At 43.3% G+C, this 17,144-nt stretch carries 21 protein-coding genes; 4 read left to right on the top strand and 17 right to left on the bottom strand.

Annotation, left to right across the window (positions count from 1 at the left end):
• Window position 1: 1 nt before the first annotated feature.
• Together PVA01S_RS11535 and PVA01S_RS11530 are read right to left on the bottom strand one after the other, a co-directional pair.
• Window positions 2-205 (bottom strand): hypothetical protein, encoded by a 204-nt coding sequence (locus PVA01S_RS11535; RefSeq protein ID WP_079914803.1) that lies wholly within the window; start codon window positions 203-205, stop codon window positions 2-4.
• Entirely contained in the window at window positions 171-1,037 is an 867-nt protein-coding gene (locus PVA01S_RS11530) for a TnsA endonuclease N-terminal domain-containing protein (protein ID WP_164751804.1), read from the bottom strand. Before PVA01S_RS11530 ends, PVA01S_RS11535 begins: the two co-directional genes overlap by 35 nt.
• A 219-nt stretch (window positions 1,038-1,256) precedes the next feature.
• Between PVA01S_RS11530 and PVA01S_RS11525 the strand changes: the two genes are divergently transcribed.
• Window positions 1,257-1,736 (top strand): helix-turn-helix domain-containing protein, encoded by a 480-nt coding sequence (locus PVA01S_RS11525; protein ID WP_084423316.1) that lies wholly within the window; start codon window positions 1,257-1,259, stop codon window positions 1,734-1,736.
• A gap of 278 nt (window positions 1,737-2,014) precedes the next feature.
• Here PVA01S_RS11525 and PVA01S_RS11520 read toward each other — a convergent pair whose 3' ends face one another.
• The 8 genes from PVA01S_RS11520 to PVA01S_RS11485 form a co-directional block, all read right to left on the bottom strand.
• On the bottom strand, window positions 2,015-2,371 hold the full coding sequence (locus tag PVA01S_RS11520; protein WP_027093147.1) for a hypothetical protein: 357 nt from the start codon (window positions 2,369-2,371) through the stop codon (window positions 2,015-2,017).
• Window positions 2,355-2,732 carry a hypothetical protein gene (locus PVA01S_RS11515; RefSeq protein ID WP_027093148.1) on the bottom strand — a complete coding sequence of 126 codons (378 nt, stop codon included), beginning with the start codon at window positions 2,730-2,732 and terminating at the stop codon, window positions 2,355-2,357. Before PVA01S_RS11515 ends, PVA01S_RS11520 begins: the two co-directional genes overlap by 17 nt.
• Before the next feature lie 148 nt (window positions 2,733-2,880).
• Window positions 2,881-3,084, bottom strand: coding sequence for a hypothetical protein (locus PVA01S_RS11510; protein WP_027093149.1), 204 nt, complete (start codon window positions 3,082-3,084; stop codon window positions 2,881-2,883).
• A 177-nt stretch (window positions 3,085-3,261) separates the two neighbouring features.
• Entirely contained in the window at window positions 3,262-3,675 is a 414-nt protein-coding gene (locus PVA01S_RS11505; RefSeq protein ID WP_244932938.1) for an ASCH domain-containing protein, read from the bottom strand.
• Entirely contained in the window at window positions 3,644-4,690 is a 1,047-nt protein-coding gene (locus tag PVA01S_RS11500; protein WP_127607663.1) for a GNAT family N-acetyltransferase, read from the bottom strand. The genes PVA01S_RS11505 and PVA01S_RS11500 overlap by 32 nt, the downstream gene beginning before the upstream one ends.
• Window positions 4,687-5,223, bottom strand: coding sequence for an ATP-binding protein (locus PVA01S_RS27715; protein ID WP_084423317.1), 537 nt, complete (start codon window positions 5,221-5,223; stop codon window positions 4,687-4,689). The genes PVA01S_RS11500 and PVA01S_RS27715 overlap by 4 nt, the downstream gene beginning before the upstream one ends.
• A 753-nt stretch (window positions 5,224-5,976) precedes the next feature.
• Entirely contained in the window at window positions 5,977-6,654 is a 678-nt protein-coding gene (locus PVA01S_RS11490; RefSeq protein WP_051318295.1) for a hypothetical protein, read from the bottom strand.
• Between the two features lie 237 nt (window positions 6,655-6,891).
• A complete protein-coding gene (locus tag PVA01S_RS11485; protein ID WP_027093153.1) occupies window positions 6,892-7,272 on the bottom strand; it encodes a hypothetical protein in 381 nt (126 codons plus the stop codon).
• Between the two features lie 637 nt (window positions 7,273-7,909).
• Here PVA01S_RS11485 and PVA01S_RS11480 point away from each other — a divergent pair.
• Both PVA01S_RS11480 and PVA01S_RS11475 read left to right on the top strand, forming a co-directional pair.
• Entirely contained in the window at window positions 7,910-9,094 is a 1,185-nt protein-coding gene (locus PVA01S_RS11480; protein ID WP_027093154.1) for an RES family NAD+ phosphorylase, read from the top strand.
• Window positions 9,095-9,113: 19 nt separating this feature from the next.
• The gene (locus PVA01S_RS11475) at window positions 9,114-9,725 is read left to right on the top strand and encodes a hypothetical protein (protein ID WP_027093155.1); all 612 of its coding nucleotides are present in this window, start codon (window positions 9,114-9,116) and stop codon (window positions 9,723-9,725) included.
• 885 nt (window positions 9,726-10,610) lie between these two features.
• On the opposite strand, the gene PVA01S_RS27010 is transcribed toward PVA01S_RS11475, so the two are convergent.
• From PVA01S_RS27010 to PVA01S_RS11465, 3 genes are all read right to left on the bottom strand, one after another.
• Window positions 10,611-11,030 carry a hypothetical protein gene (locus PVA01S_RS27010; RefSeq protein WP_218029637.1) on the bottom strand — a complete coding sequence of 140 codons (420 nt, stop codon included), beginning with the start codon at window positions 11,028-11,030 and terminating at the stop codon, window positions 10,611-10,613.
• Window positions 11,011-11,676, bottom strand: coding sequence for a restriction endonuclease (locus tag PVA01S_RS27005; protein ID WP_218029636.1), 666 nt, complete (start codon window positions 11,674-11,676; stop codon window positions 11,011-11,013). The genes PVA01S_RS27010 and PVA01S_RS27005 overlap by 20 nt, the downstream gene beginning before the upstream one ends.
• Window positions 11,677-11,797: 121 nt before the next feature.
• Window positions 11,798-12,712: an HNH endonuclease gene (locus PVA01S_RS11465; RefSeq protein WP_164751802.1), complete on the bottom strand. Its 915-nt coding sequence runs from the start codon at window positions 12,710-12,712 to the stop codon at window positions 11,798-11,800.
• Window positions 12,713-13,152: 440 nt separating this feature from the next.
• Here PVA01S_RS11465 and PVA01S_RS11460 point away from each other — a divergent pair, with 440 nt between their 5' ends.
• Window positions 13,153-14,367 (top strand): IS256 family transposase, encoded by a 1,215-nt coding sequence (locus PVA01S_RS11460; protein ID WP_127607660.1) that lies wholly within the window; start codon window positions 13,153-13,155, stop codon window positions 14,365-14,367.
• Between the two features lie 260 nt (window positions 14,368-14,627).
• On the opposite strand, the gene PVA01S_RS11455 is transcribed toward PVA01S_RS11460, so the two are convergent.
• From PVA01S_RS11455 to PVA01S_RS11440, 4 genes are all read right to left on the bottom strand, one after another.
• Window positions 14,628-15,134 carry a hypothetical protein gene (locus PVA01S_RS11455; protein WP_127607659.1) on the bottom strand — a complete coding sequence of 169 codons (507 nt, stop codon included), beginning with the start codon at window positions 15,132-15,134 and terminating at the stop codon, window positions 14,628-14,630.
• A gap of 379 nt (window positions 15,135-15,513) precedes the next feature.
• Complete coding sequence (locus PVA01S_RS11445) at window positions 15,514-15,654, bottom strand: hypothetical protein (RefSeq protein WP_244932940.1); 141 nt, start codon at window positions 15,652-15,654, stop codon at window positions 15,514-15,516.
• The gene (locus tag PVA01S_RS27230; protein ID WP_062494055.1) at window positions 15,605-16,579 is read right to left on the bottom strand and encodes a hypothetical protein; all 975 of its coding nucleotides are present in this window, start codon (window positions 16,577-16,579) and stop codon (window positions 15,605-15,607) included. The genes PVA01S_RS11445 and PVA01S_RS27230 overlap by 50 nt, the downstream gene beginning before the upstream one ends.
• A gap of 48 nt (window positions 16,580-16,627) precedes the next feature.
• Window positions 16,628-17,140 carry a TlpA family protein disulfide reductase gene (locus PVA01S_RS11440; protein ID WP_019007645.1) on the bottom strand — a complete coding sequence of 171 codons (513 nt, stop codon included), beginning with the start codon at window positions 17,138-17,140 and terminating at the stop codon, window positions 16,628-16,630.
• Window positions 17,141-17,144 lie beyond the last annotated feature (4 nt).

Raw genomic sequence — 17,144 nt, 5'->3', positions numbered from 1 at the left:
TTTATTCTCCTCCAATTTCAATAATGGTTAGGATAGGTCTTGTAATTACATTAGGATTGGCCGAGTTAATTACGCATATATCAGCTATTGTTTGATCTATTTTGATCGCTTGAATCGTCTGGCTTTCCTTTATTAATTTGGACTCTAAAACAGACTTTAATGTAGCCTCGTTATCTTCTAGAGATGCTAATACGATTATTTTCATGGCCAGCCCTCCAGTTTTGAAAATGATTCACTCGTACTTCTAATCGTTTTTGTGTAGGAAGAATTCGACGACTCATATCAACTTCCCACAAGCGATTAGCGATCAGATATCGGACAACATTCATGCTGGTCCCCATTGGTAATTCCATCTTTGCATCAAGGTCCAAGGTGATTTTGGCTAACGGCTTGTCTATATTAACAATCGATTCGTATAGTACAGGCTCCAACTTATAAACCAGTTCATTATTTAGATACGCCATCTCATCCAAAATTTTGGCCGAATGCAACCATTCCACGTTTTTAACCAGATCATAATTGATTTGATTTTCAGTAATCAGCCGCCATTCAATATCCAGATCTTTGAAGTAGTACTTTTCTATTTGAAGCTTGTCTAATACCCTTCGATTTAACTTTGCCGATGGCTTTATGGAATGAGCTATAAACCTAAGTTCTCCACCTGACCTTACGGTCAATAACATGTCTGTGGTCATTACAATGGGATGCTTGGTCTTCGGATCAATTGGATGTCTGATGCCCAGCTTTTGTGCAATGAACAGTGTTTTTTCTAAAGGCAACAAAGGATATTGCTCCCTAATATCAACAACGTCCATGGCCCACTCCATTTGATAATGATGAGCTAATTCAAAATGCTCCGACAAATAATGGTGTAATCGTCCACTCTTCCAACCCCGAACTCTCGTTACAACCCCATGGGATGGAACATCATGAATGGTTAACCAAGGCTTATATTCCGCAAAATGCCCAATACCACGCCCTTCCTTAATCCACCTTTCAATTGTTGCTGCTGTAGTGCGCCGACGTCTTTTCGACATGAACAACTCCTCCATCAATTTATAGATTTTTTATTTACAATCGCAACGCATTAAAACGATTTACGATTGACTTTGATGATAAACGATACTAAATCGACTTGTCAACACCATTTAGTCGATTAATTTACAACTCCAACGTATTATGTTACCATTAAGTAAAGTGTTCACTTTACTGTTCAGTTTTGTATTCAGTTAAGCAGATTATGGGTAGGGGGATTTATGTTAATATTAGGAGAAAGAATTAAAACCTCGCGTATATCTAGAGGGTGGACTCAAGAAGAACTCGCCGGAAAGATCGACACAACGAAACACGTTATTTCTAATTGGGAACGCAACAAAGGAAATCCAGACCCAGAGCAAATTACCGCATTAGCTAATGCCTTTGAGGTTTCGGCAGACTACTTGCTTGGGTTAAGCAATTTTCCCGAACCACATTTTCGGGACCCATTCGGGCAAATCTCCTTGATGCCTGCAATTGACTATTCTTTTGTGAAAGGATCGACATGGGATCTCCTTAAATTGTTAAGCTCTGGTATTCCACTAACTGTAGATGGTAATGAAATTGCCCCTAAAGATAAGAAACTGATCGCCACCATTATTGAAGCCATTCTTACCAGAAGCAACGAAGATGCTTGCGGGGTTATAGAAGAACCGCTTAATTCTCAGTCCAATATGGATCAGGATTCTCAGCTGTTTTAAGGTCTGCCAGCTCATCACCAATCCTCTGTTAGATCCAGGACCCTTTTACATATATCACATCGCACCTCGATGATTAACCCAAGTCCAGTGGGAATGAAGGTATAAGCGAATTTAGCGCCTGTAACGTCAACAGGTTTGCATGAATCCCAAACTTGTATTTTCTGAAGCATCTCTTCTGTAATCTTAAAAATCATCGTTCCATCTCCATTCTCATGTTTCATTTTCATCTGATGAAGCGCATCGTGAATAGGGGGAGACATGAGATCTCGAGCCTCCCTCTATACAGAGATGCCTTCCAGTTGTTCGACTCTACTCTCTAAGCGCTTCATAAAGGTCAACATTGCGTCAAGAGTACATGGAGTCACAAATCCGGGCACGCCGTTCCTTTCGATGTTAATCCTGTTAGCGAACTCCTTGCTTCTTCTTGGCTCTACCGGTCCCCATCTATGTTTTTTGTACTTCAGGATTTTCCCCAGGCAGATTGTCCAAACCTCTAATGTCTTCTGCAGCATCATAAGTTTGTAATAATGATCCGGGTTATTTGTGAACGGGTAATCATAGTACTTCTTCTCTCTTTCAATGCTCAACTTGTAAACGCTGATGATTTGTTCGACATCTTCAATTAATTCTTCCATCTTCCCACCTTTGCTTATCTCGGTTTATTCTATACGCCTCGTTATTTTGCATTTTCCGCAATGCTTTAAGTTTCTGAATACTCTGAAAATAAAGCTGAAGTTTAACATCCGAAGGCGTCCTGCTGTCATCTATTCGGTTGCACTTTTCCAAGTCGCCATTATCTTCTACGACGTAAATTGCTGATAAATTCTTGTTGAGGGTATATACAATCTTTACCCGCCACTCTTTCTCAAAGGCAGCTTTTTCGAACCACTGATCTCTGATTGCTGTTGGGCACGTAAACCTGGCGCCCTTGAAAATAATGCCTCGTGCCGTCACTTTCGCACACCCATTTCTCATTAAATGTCTATTCATTCCCATAGAACAACTCCTTCATAGATTCTTCTATCACTAGAATATCCCTTATAATATATTTTATACGTATATCGTATTTTAGATATTTTGTGATAGACCTTCCCCCACTAATCTTAAAATATATACCTTTGATGCAAACGGCGCAGACAACTTCCTAAAGCTCATCATCATCCTTCATGAATCCATCTATCTTTCTGCCCATTAAGTAAATCGCTAACATTAACGTACCGATACCGATCGCCTCAATTGCTTTTCTCCAATCCTCCTGAATACTAATCATCCCTACACCAAAACCAAATAACATAACAATAGTGACTCTTATTAAAATATCCTCAAGCATCCCTGCCCTTTGCTTCATTAAAGCCACACTCCTGCTTCGTTTTGTTTGATCAGGTACTAGCCCAAACCCATTTCATATCAGTGTTGCCAACAGCGATGCCGGCTAACTGTTCACATTGATTTAACGGGAAATGTTCAAAAAATAAAAGCCCCAGCCGAAAGAATTCCTTGGCTGAAGCCGCTTGGTCATTCAACATTACAACACTAACTGAAGTTCCTTCCATTCCTCATCTGCAACATAGCGATACGACTGCGGGGCTACGAAATGTTCAAAAACCTCTTCAGGTTGAACAGGGGTCTCATATTCCCGATATTCCTTAATTTGAATCGCATATCCGGTTTCTCTATCTGAAAAATACTGCTTGAAGAAGTCTTCAGAAATTCCCGACTGCTTGTGAGTTTGATCCCATAGCGCTTGAGGAGTATCCGATAAAATATGATCGAATGTAAATTCCCCGACAATCATCCCTACTGGCTTCGTGCAATAAATGATGACGGATTCAACCTCTTTCTTAAAAATCCGCTTCCGGTATTCGAAGAGCTTCTTACCGTTTACAATCTGCTCCACAAACTCCGGTCTAATCGATAATAATACTTTCAAGTACTCCACCTTCTTCTAGTATACGAACAAACTGTTCATCCGTGATTTGAAAGAAGCCCCAATAAATGTCGCGGTCAATCCCAATCTGCTCAATAAGCTTCTGGCGAATCAATCGTTTGCTTAATGCTGCGTTATAGGTCATCTTTATTGTATAGCACCCGCCTCGGTTATACCAATATTGTAAATCATTTCGATCAAATACACTATATTTTGTGGCATAAGAATAAAACGCTTCAAAATTTTCAAATTCGGTTTGGTAACGGACTTCTTCCACTACACATATTGAGCTGACGACAGAGCTGTACTCTGCTTTTTTTCCTTCATCCTTGGTTCGATACATGACCAATATATCTCCTCTTACCAGAGGATATACCTTCATCCTGGTCACATAGATCTTGTGAATGCTATTCGTGTATGAGACATCTTCAAGGATGTTGACGTTCTCATTTCTTAAGATAGAATCCGGGAACATGACGGAATGATATTGAGGATAAATCGAAAGAATGTATTTGTTATTCCCTTTTATCGAAATCAAAGGATAATCCGTTAATATGTCGCCCGTAAATGTGGTCAGAGACTTTACAAACACCAACTCAGTTCCGTTTACTGTTACCTTTACTCCATGGCGCGAAAACCCATATTTTTCAAACAGATCCACGAGGGCCTTATGCTTTTCAAATACAGTGACGTAACACTGTTCCACACCCATCACAATTGCATAATCGACGGCCTTTTTGATAAAGCGTTCGCCTAAGCGCGTACCGTGTGGATTTATTTTGAGCGTACCTATCTTCAGGAGGTGTCTACCGGTAATGACGGGCTCTACATCTGTAATGGGTCCTGATTCAACTTTGAAATAAAGAAAGCCTTGAATAAACCCGTTTTCGTAATACAGATATGCCTCTTCATCTCCCTTCCGTTCAAACCAAGCTGCAAATTCCCGATAATCGGATTTAAGAGAATCAAAAAAGGGGTCGTTCAGATTAACCTCTCTAAACTTCTTCCGTTCCAGTATTCCGCTCATCGGGTGCCCTCCTTGAAACATTCGCTTACGAAACCGCTCAAATCAAACGTATCGGTCGGAGTAATAATACAAACAGGGCAATGCAATTTTTCCGACACGTATTGTGCGTACTCTATTTCCTCATTTTGAAACTTCTCTAGAAATGAAAGGTCATAATGCTGAGCATCTCTAGCACCTAATCTTTCGTAAATGGAACACACGGCATCCTTTAGAAGGATTAGTCCAGATGGATTAAGATCTGCAAATGTTTGGTACGGCACCCTTTCAATCTCATTCTTTTTGTTCACAAGACAAAAGTGCCCGTCTAATAAAAATTTCTGGGACGCGCGGGTACGCCTCACGGCGGATAGAAGCAACAGTTGGTTTTCCTCAACTTGATCCACTCTCTTGTCGCTTGTAAAGGAATCGTTTCTTTCTTGAGCTATTAGCGTACTTGCTGAGTAGTGAGCTATACCTGCATGAGCAGACCTTTCTTTGCACCAGCTTGTTTTGCCGACACCGTGTATACCACCAACGAATATCAAGGACTTCACCTCGGAAACATAGTTTTATTGCACTACTATTTCGACAAATTACAGTAATTTCCTCCGATCTCATTTAAGGAAAACTTGTTTTCAAGCAAAAAGAATAATTCCGTATATCGAAGGCCAAAATTTACAATGGTGTCAGTTGATCCTAACTGAGTAATAGGATACGGCGACTATGACTAATGAAAGTACCCGCACGTGAAAGAACTCTGCCCAGAATTGATCCAATTCGGCAGCGATTTAACTTGAAGGTGGAGACAGTCTATGGCAATCAAAGGTAGGAGCTGCTATAGGGCAGTCCAGTCAACGTTGCTTACCCTCGAAAGGGTTCGAAGCATTATGGAACCTTGTTTGCCTGTAGCGAATGATAAGGGCAACGCTCACCAAGAAACCGCTAAATGAGAGCTTCCTTCTGGAACTGTCGGAAATGAAAGAGCCGCTGGAAGCCCCATTCCAGCCTACCAACATAATAAAGTTGATTTAAAATCGTTGCACAAAATGCAGCAAACCCGGCCAATGATAACGCGCCGGGTCAGAAGCATAGTTTATTTATTGAGTTAACGTTTCCCGTTGCCTGAACCACGATTAATCAAAAGGAAAATCAGCAATACGCTGCTAAAGAAGTGTCGCGGCTTCATTCCGCTACGATTCTCAAATTTTTCAAAGACAGCAAAAGGTCTTGGTCCACTGCATTGGCCGAGGCAGGATTTACACCTAAACGGTGCACACCTTGTTAAGTTTCAATCCAATTTGCAATCGCTATTCAATCCAGTGAAGCAATTCATAATAATCGCCGGCCTCCTTCCATTCAAAATAATAATCCCGGTTCAGCCGAATTGGTTCCCCATATGGTTTCTCCGTGCGATAAGTAAGGACAGTTCCATGCTTGTAGGTCGCACCATGGGATAGGTCAAAATCGTTGGTCTGTAAAGATCTCGGCTTTATGGTGTAATGAATATGATCCGTGATCAGTATGAAGGCCCCTATGTCAGCTTGTTTTGCGGCCACATAAGCTTCAAGATTATTGAGATCCATGAACGCGTCATATCGATTGTTCGGTTCACGTTGATTTTTTGCTTGATAATGCTTTAACTCAATGGCAGCCGTCACAGTTTGTTCAGGATGCTGCAAATCTTGAAAGGTAACAACGAGATCGATCAGCGCCTTCTTGGTCTTACTTTTCATAAGTGTTGTTGCCGAAGTAAAGGGAACCTCTAACGCGACATGGAAAGATTCGCTTTTAGAAAAACAGTATGTATCGCCAATCTGTTGAAGGATCATTCCCATATGTAGTTGAAGAGAGGCTTCGCTTGTCAGCGATAAGCGGCCGCAGGCCAACTGTGTAGTTACCAGTTCCACACCTTGTGAAATGACAATTTTGAGTTTTTCGATTTGCGATAAAGTGAAGGCTGAGATTGACGGTATATTTCGAAGCATCGGATACCCTCGCTAACTTTATTCAGAAGTTGCTCCCATCATCATATCTAACATCTGATTCCTTTCCAATAACCAAACTACTATATCGATGAAAATGTTATTTGATAGTAAAGTTGTTTAAGAGGTCGCAAAAAGGCAGAAAACCCAACCTATGAGGTGGACCGGGCAAGAAATAAAGTTGTTTAAAATCATTGAACAAACGTCTCCGTTAGCGTAACGATTTCATATGATTAATGACTACCCCTTCTTTCGTAAGCGAATCGTAATGTATGTCTTTATCATAATTGGTTTTACAGTTAATTCTTTATAGGTGCTCTGGAAGTCTTTATACTCTTTGTACATCAATTTGGCTTGCTCAACAGAGTATCGTTTTGAAAGCCCCTTGTCTCTGTAAATATCTGCATCATTATCATTTTTACAACTAATTCTTATTGAGGATAGTTTTCCGATCAAGAATTCAACAGATACATTACTAATGAGTGTGGCCGATGGTTCGCTATCATGTATGGCTATCTCTGCAGTAAACTCGGCACTATCCACAGCATGAAATGCCTGACGAATCGCAGTTTCACTCTTCTTCATTGCTGCATCGGTCATATTTTTGCTGGTTGATTTCATTCTTTCTCACATCCTATCGCATAGAAATAAAAAATTTACAATAAATATAGCACTTTATATAATTTAGTTAAACGGTTAAATGGGGCGAAGAGCTTGTTATCCAACTTTGATGTTATGCGGGTTGTTAATTGGTATGTTGGCGTTGATGGCGGATATCTTGTTGGCTTTTCATAAATAAGTCATACCGAATTCTACCCTATGTACTACGGGCTGGATATTGAACCTAATCAATGTATTGGGAACGGTTTATGAAAATTCTTTCGGAAGCTGACGACACAAGCTAGGATTCTGCGCGGCGTTTTGGAGTATTGCCCCGCGGACGATGAATACCATGTGGAACGGTGCCGAAAGCATAAACCGGAAATCGAAGAAATGATTCGGCGCCTTGAAGGTGAATCACAGCCTATCGTTGACACGCCAAGTCTTACCATAACGTCCAAGGTCATTGAAAGAGCGATTGCGGAAGGATAAAGAACTGCCAGTCTTTTAAATATACATAAAATTCTTATTAGTGACTTGTTAAACAGACTCTTTCGTAAAGATATATATCGTCTTCAGTACCCTACTGGAAAAGAAATCAGAGGCCGTATAAAGCTGAGAACTCACGCCAACAATTTATGGAAGAAGGGGGGGCCTTATGTCGAAGGTATGTTGCGTGCACTGTTTCACCAACGATTTTATCCAGGCTACCATTCGGAAAGCTCGTAAAAAGGGGGAATGTGATTACTGTAACATGAAAGGGAATAAACAGGTCTGGGTCGCCGACGTTGGGGATGTCGGTGACTTCATTCGAGAGAGGCTTGCGCTCGGCTATACTAATGCGACTCGGGATGATGTCCCCTTTCATGCCTTGCGATCCATTTCCACGACCATTGAGGATGTTCTAATCTTTGAGGAAGAGATATTTTCGGAAGAGTTGGATAACAAGGGTAAAATTGGGGAGATATTGGGTGACCTGTTTAAAGAAAGCGGTCCGTCCTATAGAGACATCGCCCAGGGGGCAGATGACGAATGGGAGGGTGGTGACGCTCCCATCGTTCTCAAGGATGCTTTCTTTGTATCCGGAGACGATAATCCACTAACCCTTTCCTGGTCCGATTTTACTTATTATGTGAAGCATATCTGCCGGTACTTCGATATGGGCGCTGCCCCATACCGGGAATCCGCATTAGCACGTTTCCTACCGATTATTCGAGGGATGGCTACGACGCTGCCTCAGGGCACGGACATATGGCGTGCACGGATCATGAAGCCAGGGGACGGAAGAGTGTTAAAAGCGACCCGGCACTTGGAGTGCGGGCCCCCTCCGCGGAATAAGGCGATCCCACTCCGGATGAATCCATCCGGCATATCCTACTTTTACGGAGCGGAGGATATTGCTACGTGCTTGGAGGAAGTTCGTGTGAAGCGAAGGGACAGGGTGCTGCAGGGGAAATTTCGGACTAAACTGGACCTTACCATCGTGGACCTTAGTCACAAGGTGGTACTCGGAGTGCGAAGTGTCTTCGACCCTAATTACGACCATGACTATAACTGGGCCTCTCACTTTGTAGAAAATTTTATTGAGGAGGTTTCACGGCCGATTTCAACCAAGGAGGCCCCAATCGAGTATGTGCCGACCCAGATTCTGTGTGAATACATCCGGAAACTCGGTTATGATGGGGTGCGTTACAAGAGCAGCCTGACCGGAAAGATGAACTATGCGTTATTCTGCGGGCGGGCAGAGACGAATGTTACAGATGCCTGGTGGCGACATCCCGATCAAGTTCCGGATTTTACTGGTTGGCTGGAACTCGTAGAATTTAAACAAGAGCGGCACTAAGAAAAGGTGGGAGCTCCAAATGACTTTTATCTCGGCCGTCATGACAGATTTATTCTTATCGGTCACAGCAGACCGCCGAGTGACTAGGCTTACCCCTGACGGTAGCTGTGGACAGGTTCTTGACGAGGACACTGTAAAAATATTTTCGGTAGGGATCAATGGGTTCTATTCGATCACAGGCGCCGCGGACACGGCAATAGCCATAATGGATGCAACAGCGTTTCTAAGTACCGTCTTTTCGAGGATCGGTATTATTCGTAATTCTAGGCTTAATCAGTGGTTAGAAACAAATCGGGAACTGTTAAGGAATGAGCAGAACTCCTTTCAGTTAATCTTTGGAGGCTTGACCACCGAGGGAACCTATAAGTTATTTGATCTTGATAGTGAAGAGGGAGTTTTGGAATCCATTGTACGGGCACCGATTTTACAATATAAGGTGTTTTCCAGCGCACACTTTGTAGATGATGAGACTCTGCCGGCGCAGTGGTTTGAAGAAATGTTGGTAGCCACACCACCGCGATCCCTTGCCCATTTGCAGCAACTTCAATCCCGATTGAATGACAGGGGCGCTGACCGGGACCCGTCTGTGAACAATAGAGTGACCGAGTTTATCCTTCCTTTCTCGGATTAATGGGTGGTGAGGAAACCCGTACCTTATTTAATCAGCCGGAGCAGGACTGGAGTAACGTATTCGTATCCATGTTCTTTAATAAAGTTGTTGTTTATGGTTTCCAAAAATGCATTAAACCCGACCTATGATACAGGTCGGGTCAGAGATAAAGTTGTTTAAAATCATTGATCTGACGTACCCGTTAGCGAAATGAGTTGTTAAGCTGGGAACATTCTCCACATATTTTTAAATAACCATTTTCATTTAGGTTAAGTGGTTTGTCGGACACGGAGCTGGCGCCCCTAAAGTCAGTGAGGGTTCGTGAAATCCAGAACGTACGGATTTGGCCAGTGCGTGGTTGTCTACTGAGTCCACTTCCCCCGAAATGCCCTCTACAGACTAAGGCCGTTTAGGCCCGCAACGGGTTACGGCCATCGAAATTCATCCGATCAAATAAGCGTCGACCGCTGCCGACACGTTCTTGTCCGATAAGTAACAACGGCACATCCCCTTCCGAATCTCCACACGCTCCTTTCTTCCTGAAGGAAGTCAATAAGCTAGAGGGTCGATTGAAGGTCACCGTTCTCTATCAACCCTTGGATTACGCTCGTGGCATACTCTACGCGAATTCGCAGATCAGAAATTCGAGAATAACCATTGCCTCGAGGCAGCTATTTCATCTTGTAGCCCATAATGTTCCACAACGAGTTGCATCGCCCCCAACTGCTGTCGGTCGTTCGGTATGTTCTCTAACAACGCCTTCGCCTTTCGGACTTCATCCGTGAAGTTTATTAACTAAACTGTCGCCGCATACCTGAGACACATAATTGCTTCAAGTAACTTTATCTCGCAAAAAAAAAACGAAAAATTGTGATTGCTGCAGCTCGGCTTGTTCATTTCCGCCACTCATTGACCAGCGACACTTAATCCTAGAATTGCGTTTTGAAACCGAGCGAACTCCTCGTCTCGCTTCACTAGTTCCTCAATGTCTAGCTTATTTGCAGCTAATCGGGATTGCTCAATGCGATTCTTAGCGCCCCATTTCCGGAGTTGATCAACATCAAGGTCAAGCCAGACTTCAATAGAAGGATTGGGAATGACAGAAATCCATTCGTTAAATTCAAGGCCTTTCACCAACATATCTTTTGTAGCGGTGGGGTCACCGTCACCATCGACCACTATCAGGACCTTAGAGGCAGAATAGAACGTTTTCCAAAGTGCGTTTGCTACACGCGAAATTGTGATCTTCCCCATGGCGACCATAATTTTGATCGATCGATTGGAACCGGCATTACCCAGGATCCTCTCAGACAGCGTAGCAATCACTAACTGTATTACCTTCACACACGATTAAAAGATCTGCCTCAGCGGCTTCAACTGGATGCGTAGCCAAGACTCCGCCCGTTGTCGGGTCGTAATGAAGCTGGTCGATTTCGACGACCTGCTTCCGTTCGGCGGTGACGAGTTCGCCTTCTGAGGGGAAATAAATAGCTCCTTCCTCAGCAGCTTTCCGGAGCTTGAGTTTGAGAACATTTGTGAATCCCAATCCACGGTTGATCGCTGCGTCCATGTCACGACCGTCGAACAAAATGATGTTCAGCGCCTTGCCAAGGACAAGCGCATCAACGGCGTCCTCTGCGTATCCTGACATCGAAATAAATATTCCAATAGTACCAGACAACTTTCCTTCAACCTTACCCTTGAACTGATAGAGAGTCGATGCCGGTAGTGGATCTGCGTGCCATTTGGCTTCCAGGAGATATGTACGTCCGTCAAGATAGATGGAGCCATCAATCTGTTCGCCCGCCGGCCTGTAACCTGTGCGCGGTTCGAGTTGTTCAATGGTAAATAGCTTATTCAGCATGCGCTCGAAATTAAAGCCACGACGCCGTTTTTCGACCGCATCTGCGTCGGCGGCTAAGTTCAGGAGTTTCCAGTATTCTTCTTTAATGTCACTCAAATTGGTCCCCATTTTTCTTCCCCCAAATTTCTGCTTGGCGAATTAAGTTTTTCCAGCCCGGACAATCAACTCTATCGCTTTATATTGATCCGTAAGAATCTTTTCATGCCTTCTCTTTTATTTTAATTGAAGTCTACACTTTAATGTCTGTTCTTGGGTCTTTATCTCGATAGCTCCATGTATAGGTAATGTCATCTGGTTTTATCCTTTCATTGGACGGGATTGTCCATGTAGTTGGACTCACTGCTGCATTCTCAGGAATATGGGGGCAGTAAGAATAGAGAAGAGGTGCGCACTTGATGTCCGGTGAAGCTGGCAAATAAAAAGAAATGATTTTCGTTCCGTAAGTAAAACGTATCAAATAAGGGTAGTTTATCGAATCAGCATGAGTGGTCTTTAGTACCTCCAGTATAACATTAGCAAAACCATTACCTGGAACAAATGCTGTATCTAAATAAAGCGGATAGATGTCGATTTTCCCTAGCAACCAATTTGGTACATAGGAAACCAACGTCTTATCTTCATCTTCTAAAAGCGCCCAACCCATATGAGTTAAGCACTTACATATGTCTTCAGGTCTATAGGGAGGGGGATTATTTATTTTGAAAGTAATAATGTTTTGTCCTTCTTTTTCTGCAACATTAAAAATGCCTTCTTGCTCAAGAATAGCAATGTTGAGCTTACCGCTATTCATTTCTAACGCTGATTGCTTACCTTTTTGCTTATATTTTGGAGCGCCGGACCCAGGTCGTTTCTGAGCACTAATAAATATTCTATCGAAGGTTAGAAAGTTAACCAGTTCATTTTCATAATAACTGAATCGGGTATTACAAGTATCACACTCGTTCAGATAGAATAACGTTCTATTTCCTAACCCAGCTGGTATAACATGAGCATCTTTTTTAAAAGTGACATTCGGACGACTCTGTCCACAAAAGAGACAGGTCGTCTTCGAATTATCACCAACTAAATCTTTATCTGCTCCTGTAATATCATGGGGATAAAAAATAGAGCTCAGCTCTGCGTAATGATGTTGACCGTGATTCATATGTGCATTCATCCTTTTAAGCTTTATCGGAAAATCTATAAATGGCCCGAGGCCATCTTAAAAGACAGCTTCCGTAATTTGTTGTTTACGCTATTGTTTACTATTTTTATGGACTGTTCTAGATCCTATAGGATCATCAACAAAACAAGGAAGATATGATAGTTTGGGCTGAAACATGGTCTGATGAACAGATTAATAAAGTTAGAAGAGAAGAAAATAAACGTAGAGCGAAAGATAATAAAGGTATCGCAAATTTTCTTAAAAGGTTATTTAAATAGTCTTCAGATTTAGTCAAGTCTTAGAATCCTTTTGAATTTTTATAATCTTTCCGACTGTTCTGAGTTTTTCCTTCGGTCAGGGACTGTAAAATATTTTGTGTAAACTCTCAAACCTAAATCTATTACAATGGAGATTAACGAAAGGTTGAGGGAGAACACATCATGAAATTACTACCAAAAGATCAACTGCGCCAATTCATCAAAGACAATAACTTGAAAACCGTCGAAGACGTACAGAAAACGTTGAAGGAACTCTTTGCGGAGACACTTCAGGAAATGTTGGAAGCCGAACTGGAAACGGAACTCGGCTACGCCAAGCATGATATAAAGAATAAGGAGACTCGCAATAGCCGCAACGGACATAGCAAGAAAACAGTAACGTCGGAGTATGGTGAGGTCGAAATTGAAGTCCCACGTGATCGACTCGGCGAATTTGAACCGATGGTTGTCAAGAAGCATCAGACACAGGTCACCGGCATCGAGGATCAGATCATATCCATGTACTCCAAAGGAATGAGCACAAGAGATATCCAGGATCATCTAAACCAGTTGTACGGCATCGACGTCTCCCCAACACTCATTTCCAATGTAACGGCTAAAATTATGCCGCTTATCAAAGAATGGCAGAATCGCCCTTTACAAAATGTCTATTCCGTCGTCTTCATGGACGCCATTCACTTCAAAGTGAAGCAGGACGGGCAAATTATCAACAAAGCCGCTTACATGGTCGTAGGCATTGATTTAGAGGGTTACAAGGATGTACTAGGCATTTGGATTGGCGAGAACGAGTCCGCGAAGTTCTGGCTGAGTGTTCTAACCGATCTGAGGAATCGCGGCGTCCAAGACATTCTCATCATCTGCGTCGATAATCTGAAAGGATTTAGCGATGCCATTGCCGCATGCTACCCGCAGACAGAGATTCAGAAGTGTATCATCCATCAAATCCGCAATTCAATCAAATACGTATCCTACAAAGATTTGAAGAAGGTTACTGCCGCGCTACGCCCGATTTATACCGCTCCAACGGAGGAAGCTGCTTTGCAGGAATTGGAACAATTTGAGGCGGTTTGGGGCAAGCAATATCCACTGATCATACGTTCATGGCGAAACAATTGGGATGAACTCGCAACGTTTTTTAAATACTCGCCAGAACTGCGTAAATTAATCTACACGACGAATATGATTGAAAGCTACCACCGCCAGCTTCGTAAAGTCACAAAAGGAAAAAGTATTTTTCCGAACGATGAATCGCTGCTCAAGATGCTGTATCTTGCGACAATGGACGTTCTTCGCAAGTGGACAGGTCGTGTTCAAAACTGGGGACAAATCTTGCTGCAACTCACGGTGCACTTCCCTGACCGCGTACATGTCCGCTAAAGGACTTTACATGGAGAGGCGGGCATGATAGGCTGGTTAGCCACGCGATACCGACTTTCCAGTATCGCCCAATCGCGAAAAGTCATGCCCGCTGGAGGCTCCATGTCAAGTCCGGCACCAAACTTTGGCATAACCGAGTTTACACAAAATTCTTGACAGACTCTTCGGTCACAAACAATCATTACTCCCTATAGTTCAACAAAAAGGGGCCCATTCGGCCCGAGTTCAGTCTTCATTTTTCAGTTTCAAGCTTTATAAAGCTAACACCAATCCGCCGCGGACTCATTCTCCACTCCCTCAAACCAGTAGTGAGCATCTTCACATCCCAACGAATCGTATATTTTATCCAGAACTTCAATTCGCCTGCGATAAAACGTCCGGGGCGACCAGCTGAGTTCCGCCATGATCGAAGGGTTCAAAACTTCCTCAAAATATTTGAGCCTGACGAACTCCTTTTCCTCGGCACGCAACCCGGAGTAGGCAATATCGATGAGCTTCACCCGCAGTTCCAATCGCGGAAGCTCCTTTTCCCTGATCTGGAACCGACGTATGATCTCATTCGGTATGCTTTCATTGGGCTGCCCTTTTCCGTAAATCGGCACAAGGTCCAATCGCTGAGTCAGTCCTGGAATATGCTCGAGTTGAGCCTTCAGCGTTTCGATTCGCGTTTTCCAGGACGGATATTTCGTCAACCATCTTTCCACTTTTCCGTATGGCGTCCGCTTTTTCTTCCTATCATCCTTTTTCCCGTTTTGGTCATCTTTCACCTGTCATCCATCCTTTATCTTCTTTTTGACAACAGGCTCACCGGTGAGTGCCTTTGCAATTACATTGTACTTCCCGCCTCATAATGGGATAAGTTGGAACTTTTTATAGAACCTTTTTCCGCGAAGGTTCTATTTCATATAGAACTTTTTTAAATCCAATAAAAAAGGCTCAACTCTCCATAACGGGAAAGTCGAGCGCTTTTTCATTATTTACTTTCGACCAGATTCTCTTAACCCCCATGGAGTAAATCGTTGATGCCATGTATTTTCATCAAACGATTCCTTCTGGCTATCGCCCCATCCATAACGGGATCGAGAATTCGTTCATTGTGACATGAATCCCGATACAAAAGGAGGGATCACGTCCCCCCTGAAACCATTAATAACTTTGTTTGTTTTTGAGTTCGTTCAATTGACGACTCAGTTCCGCATTCTGTTTTCTTAGTGCGTCCATCTCAGCGTTTCCATGCTCACTCCGGTTTCCTTTGTTCCCGTGCATTCCCTTCATCATGATCAGCATCATGAGGGGACAAGCGAGTGCCAGCAACCAAGCCCAGTCCATTTGACCACCTCCTCCCGGACGAATTGTTTTGAAGCAGTCTCCTTTCTTCTTCGCGCGATTTCTCAGGTCCGATCGGGTCAGAAGCAACATTTCGCGTATCAGAAGGTAATATCCCTGCGGCATCATTCTGCTTCTCCTCCCTTTCCTCTTTTTTCACTTGCGTCGCTTGTCGGCTTTCCTTTCTTAAGAAGACGGATAATCCAACTCCCAACAACATCATCAAAAGATATACGGTTTGTTCCCCTGAGAAACTGAAAATAAACTCTGTTTTTGTATCAAAGAACGTCACCACCATCAATCCCATACCGTAATACGTCAGTGTGTTTAACAGCCACTTTCCCGTGCCCATGAGAAGAGCATTCCGCCATAACCATAGCAACATTGGCAAGGTGATGATCAAGCGATATATATTGACGGGATGGTACTTAAACTCAGGATTTTCAATCGAAATCCCCCATGGAAGCGAAGTGGGCATTCCATACTGCCAGCTGAGCAGGTTGTGTACCAAAACCGCGACAACACCCCCAACTGATAACATATCCCCAACCAACCGCCATGGCACGCCGATTTTCCTCCAACTTCGGTACAAATACAATGCAGCAACGGCAAGCCCAAACCACCATCCGATATCGGTTCCGGGTACCGTCAGCCATAATAACGGGTGCTCCCGTAAGAGAGACGGTGAAAGTAAGATCGGACTCATTTTCCAAACGAAAAATATGATAAGCAGAGCGTTCACCAAAGGTTCGAGAAAGGGTCGATCATGTATATCGGACCGCTTCCATTTCCATTGCATGGCGGCATATCCTGCGAATCCGGAAACCGCCAGCACGACCCAATCCATCCTGATCATAAAAGGACCCAACTGCAAGATGTCCGGCAACGTATCTCCCTCCACACTTTTTTTGTCGATGAGTTCGGTAAGCAAACCTTATGGCAACAGTTTTTTGAATTTAGCTTCCATCGACTGTGGGTCAACAAGTCCGATCACTTGATCGACAATCACACCATCCCCACCCACAAAAAACGTCGTCGGGATCGGCTGAATGCCGTATTTTTGCGAAACTTCTCCTTTATCGTCCAGCAGGACGGGAAACGAAAAACCGTATTCATCTGCGAAAGCCCTGGCTCCTTCAACCGAATCGCTGGCAGTCACATTAATCGCATAAATTTCGATCTTTCCTCTATATTTTTCATAAAGCCGTACCAATTCCGGAGCTTCGATCCGGCACGGCCCGCACCAGGATGCCCAGAAATTCAGAACGACAGGCTTGCCGTCCAATTTTTTCAGCGTATACGTTTGACCATCCAGAGCCGGCAATGCAAACTGCGGCGCTCTATACCCTTTTTTAGGCAGCTCCTCGCGATTGGCAGGCGAAGTTTGAAAGAGGGCAACAATTGCAAGAACGATAATGGCTGCAAGCACCAACCATTGCTTTTTCATGACC

Origin of the sequence: Paenibacillus validus NBRC 15382 (genome assembly GCF_004000985.1) — a bacterium.
GTDB lineage: Bacteria > Bacillota > Bacilli > Paenibacillales > NBRC-103111 > Paenibacillus_G > Paenibacillus_G validus.
The sequence above is the reverse complement of the archived record's forward strand: the minus strand, read 5'-3'. Positions and strand labels throughout refer to the sequence as shown.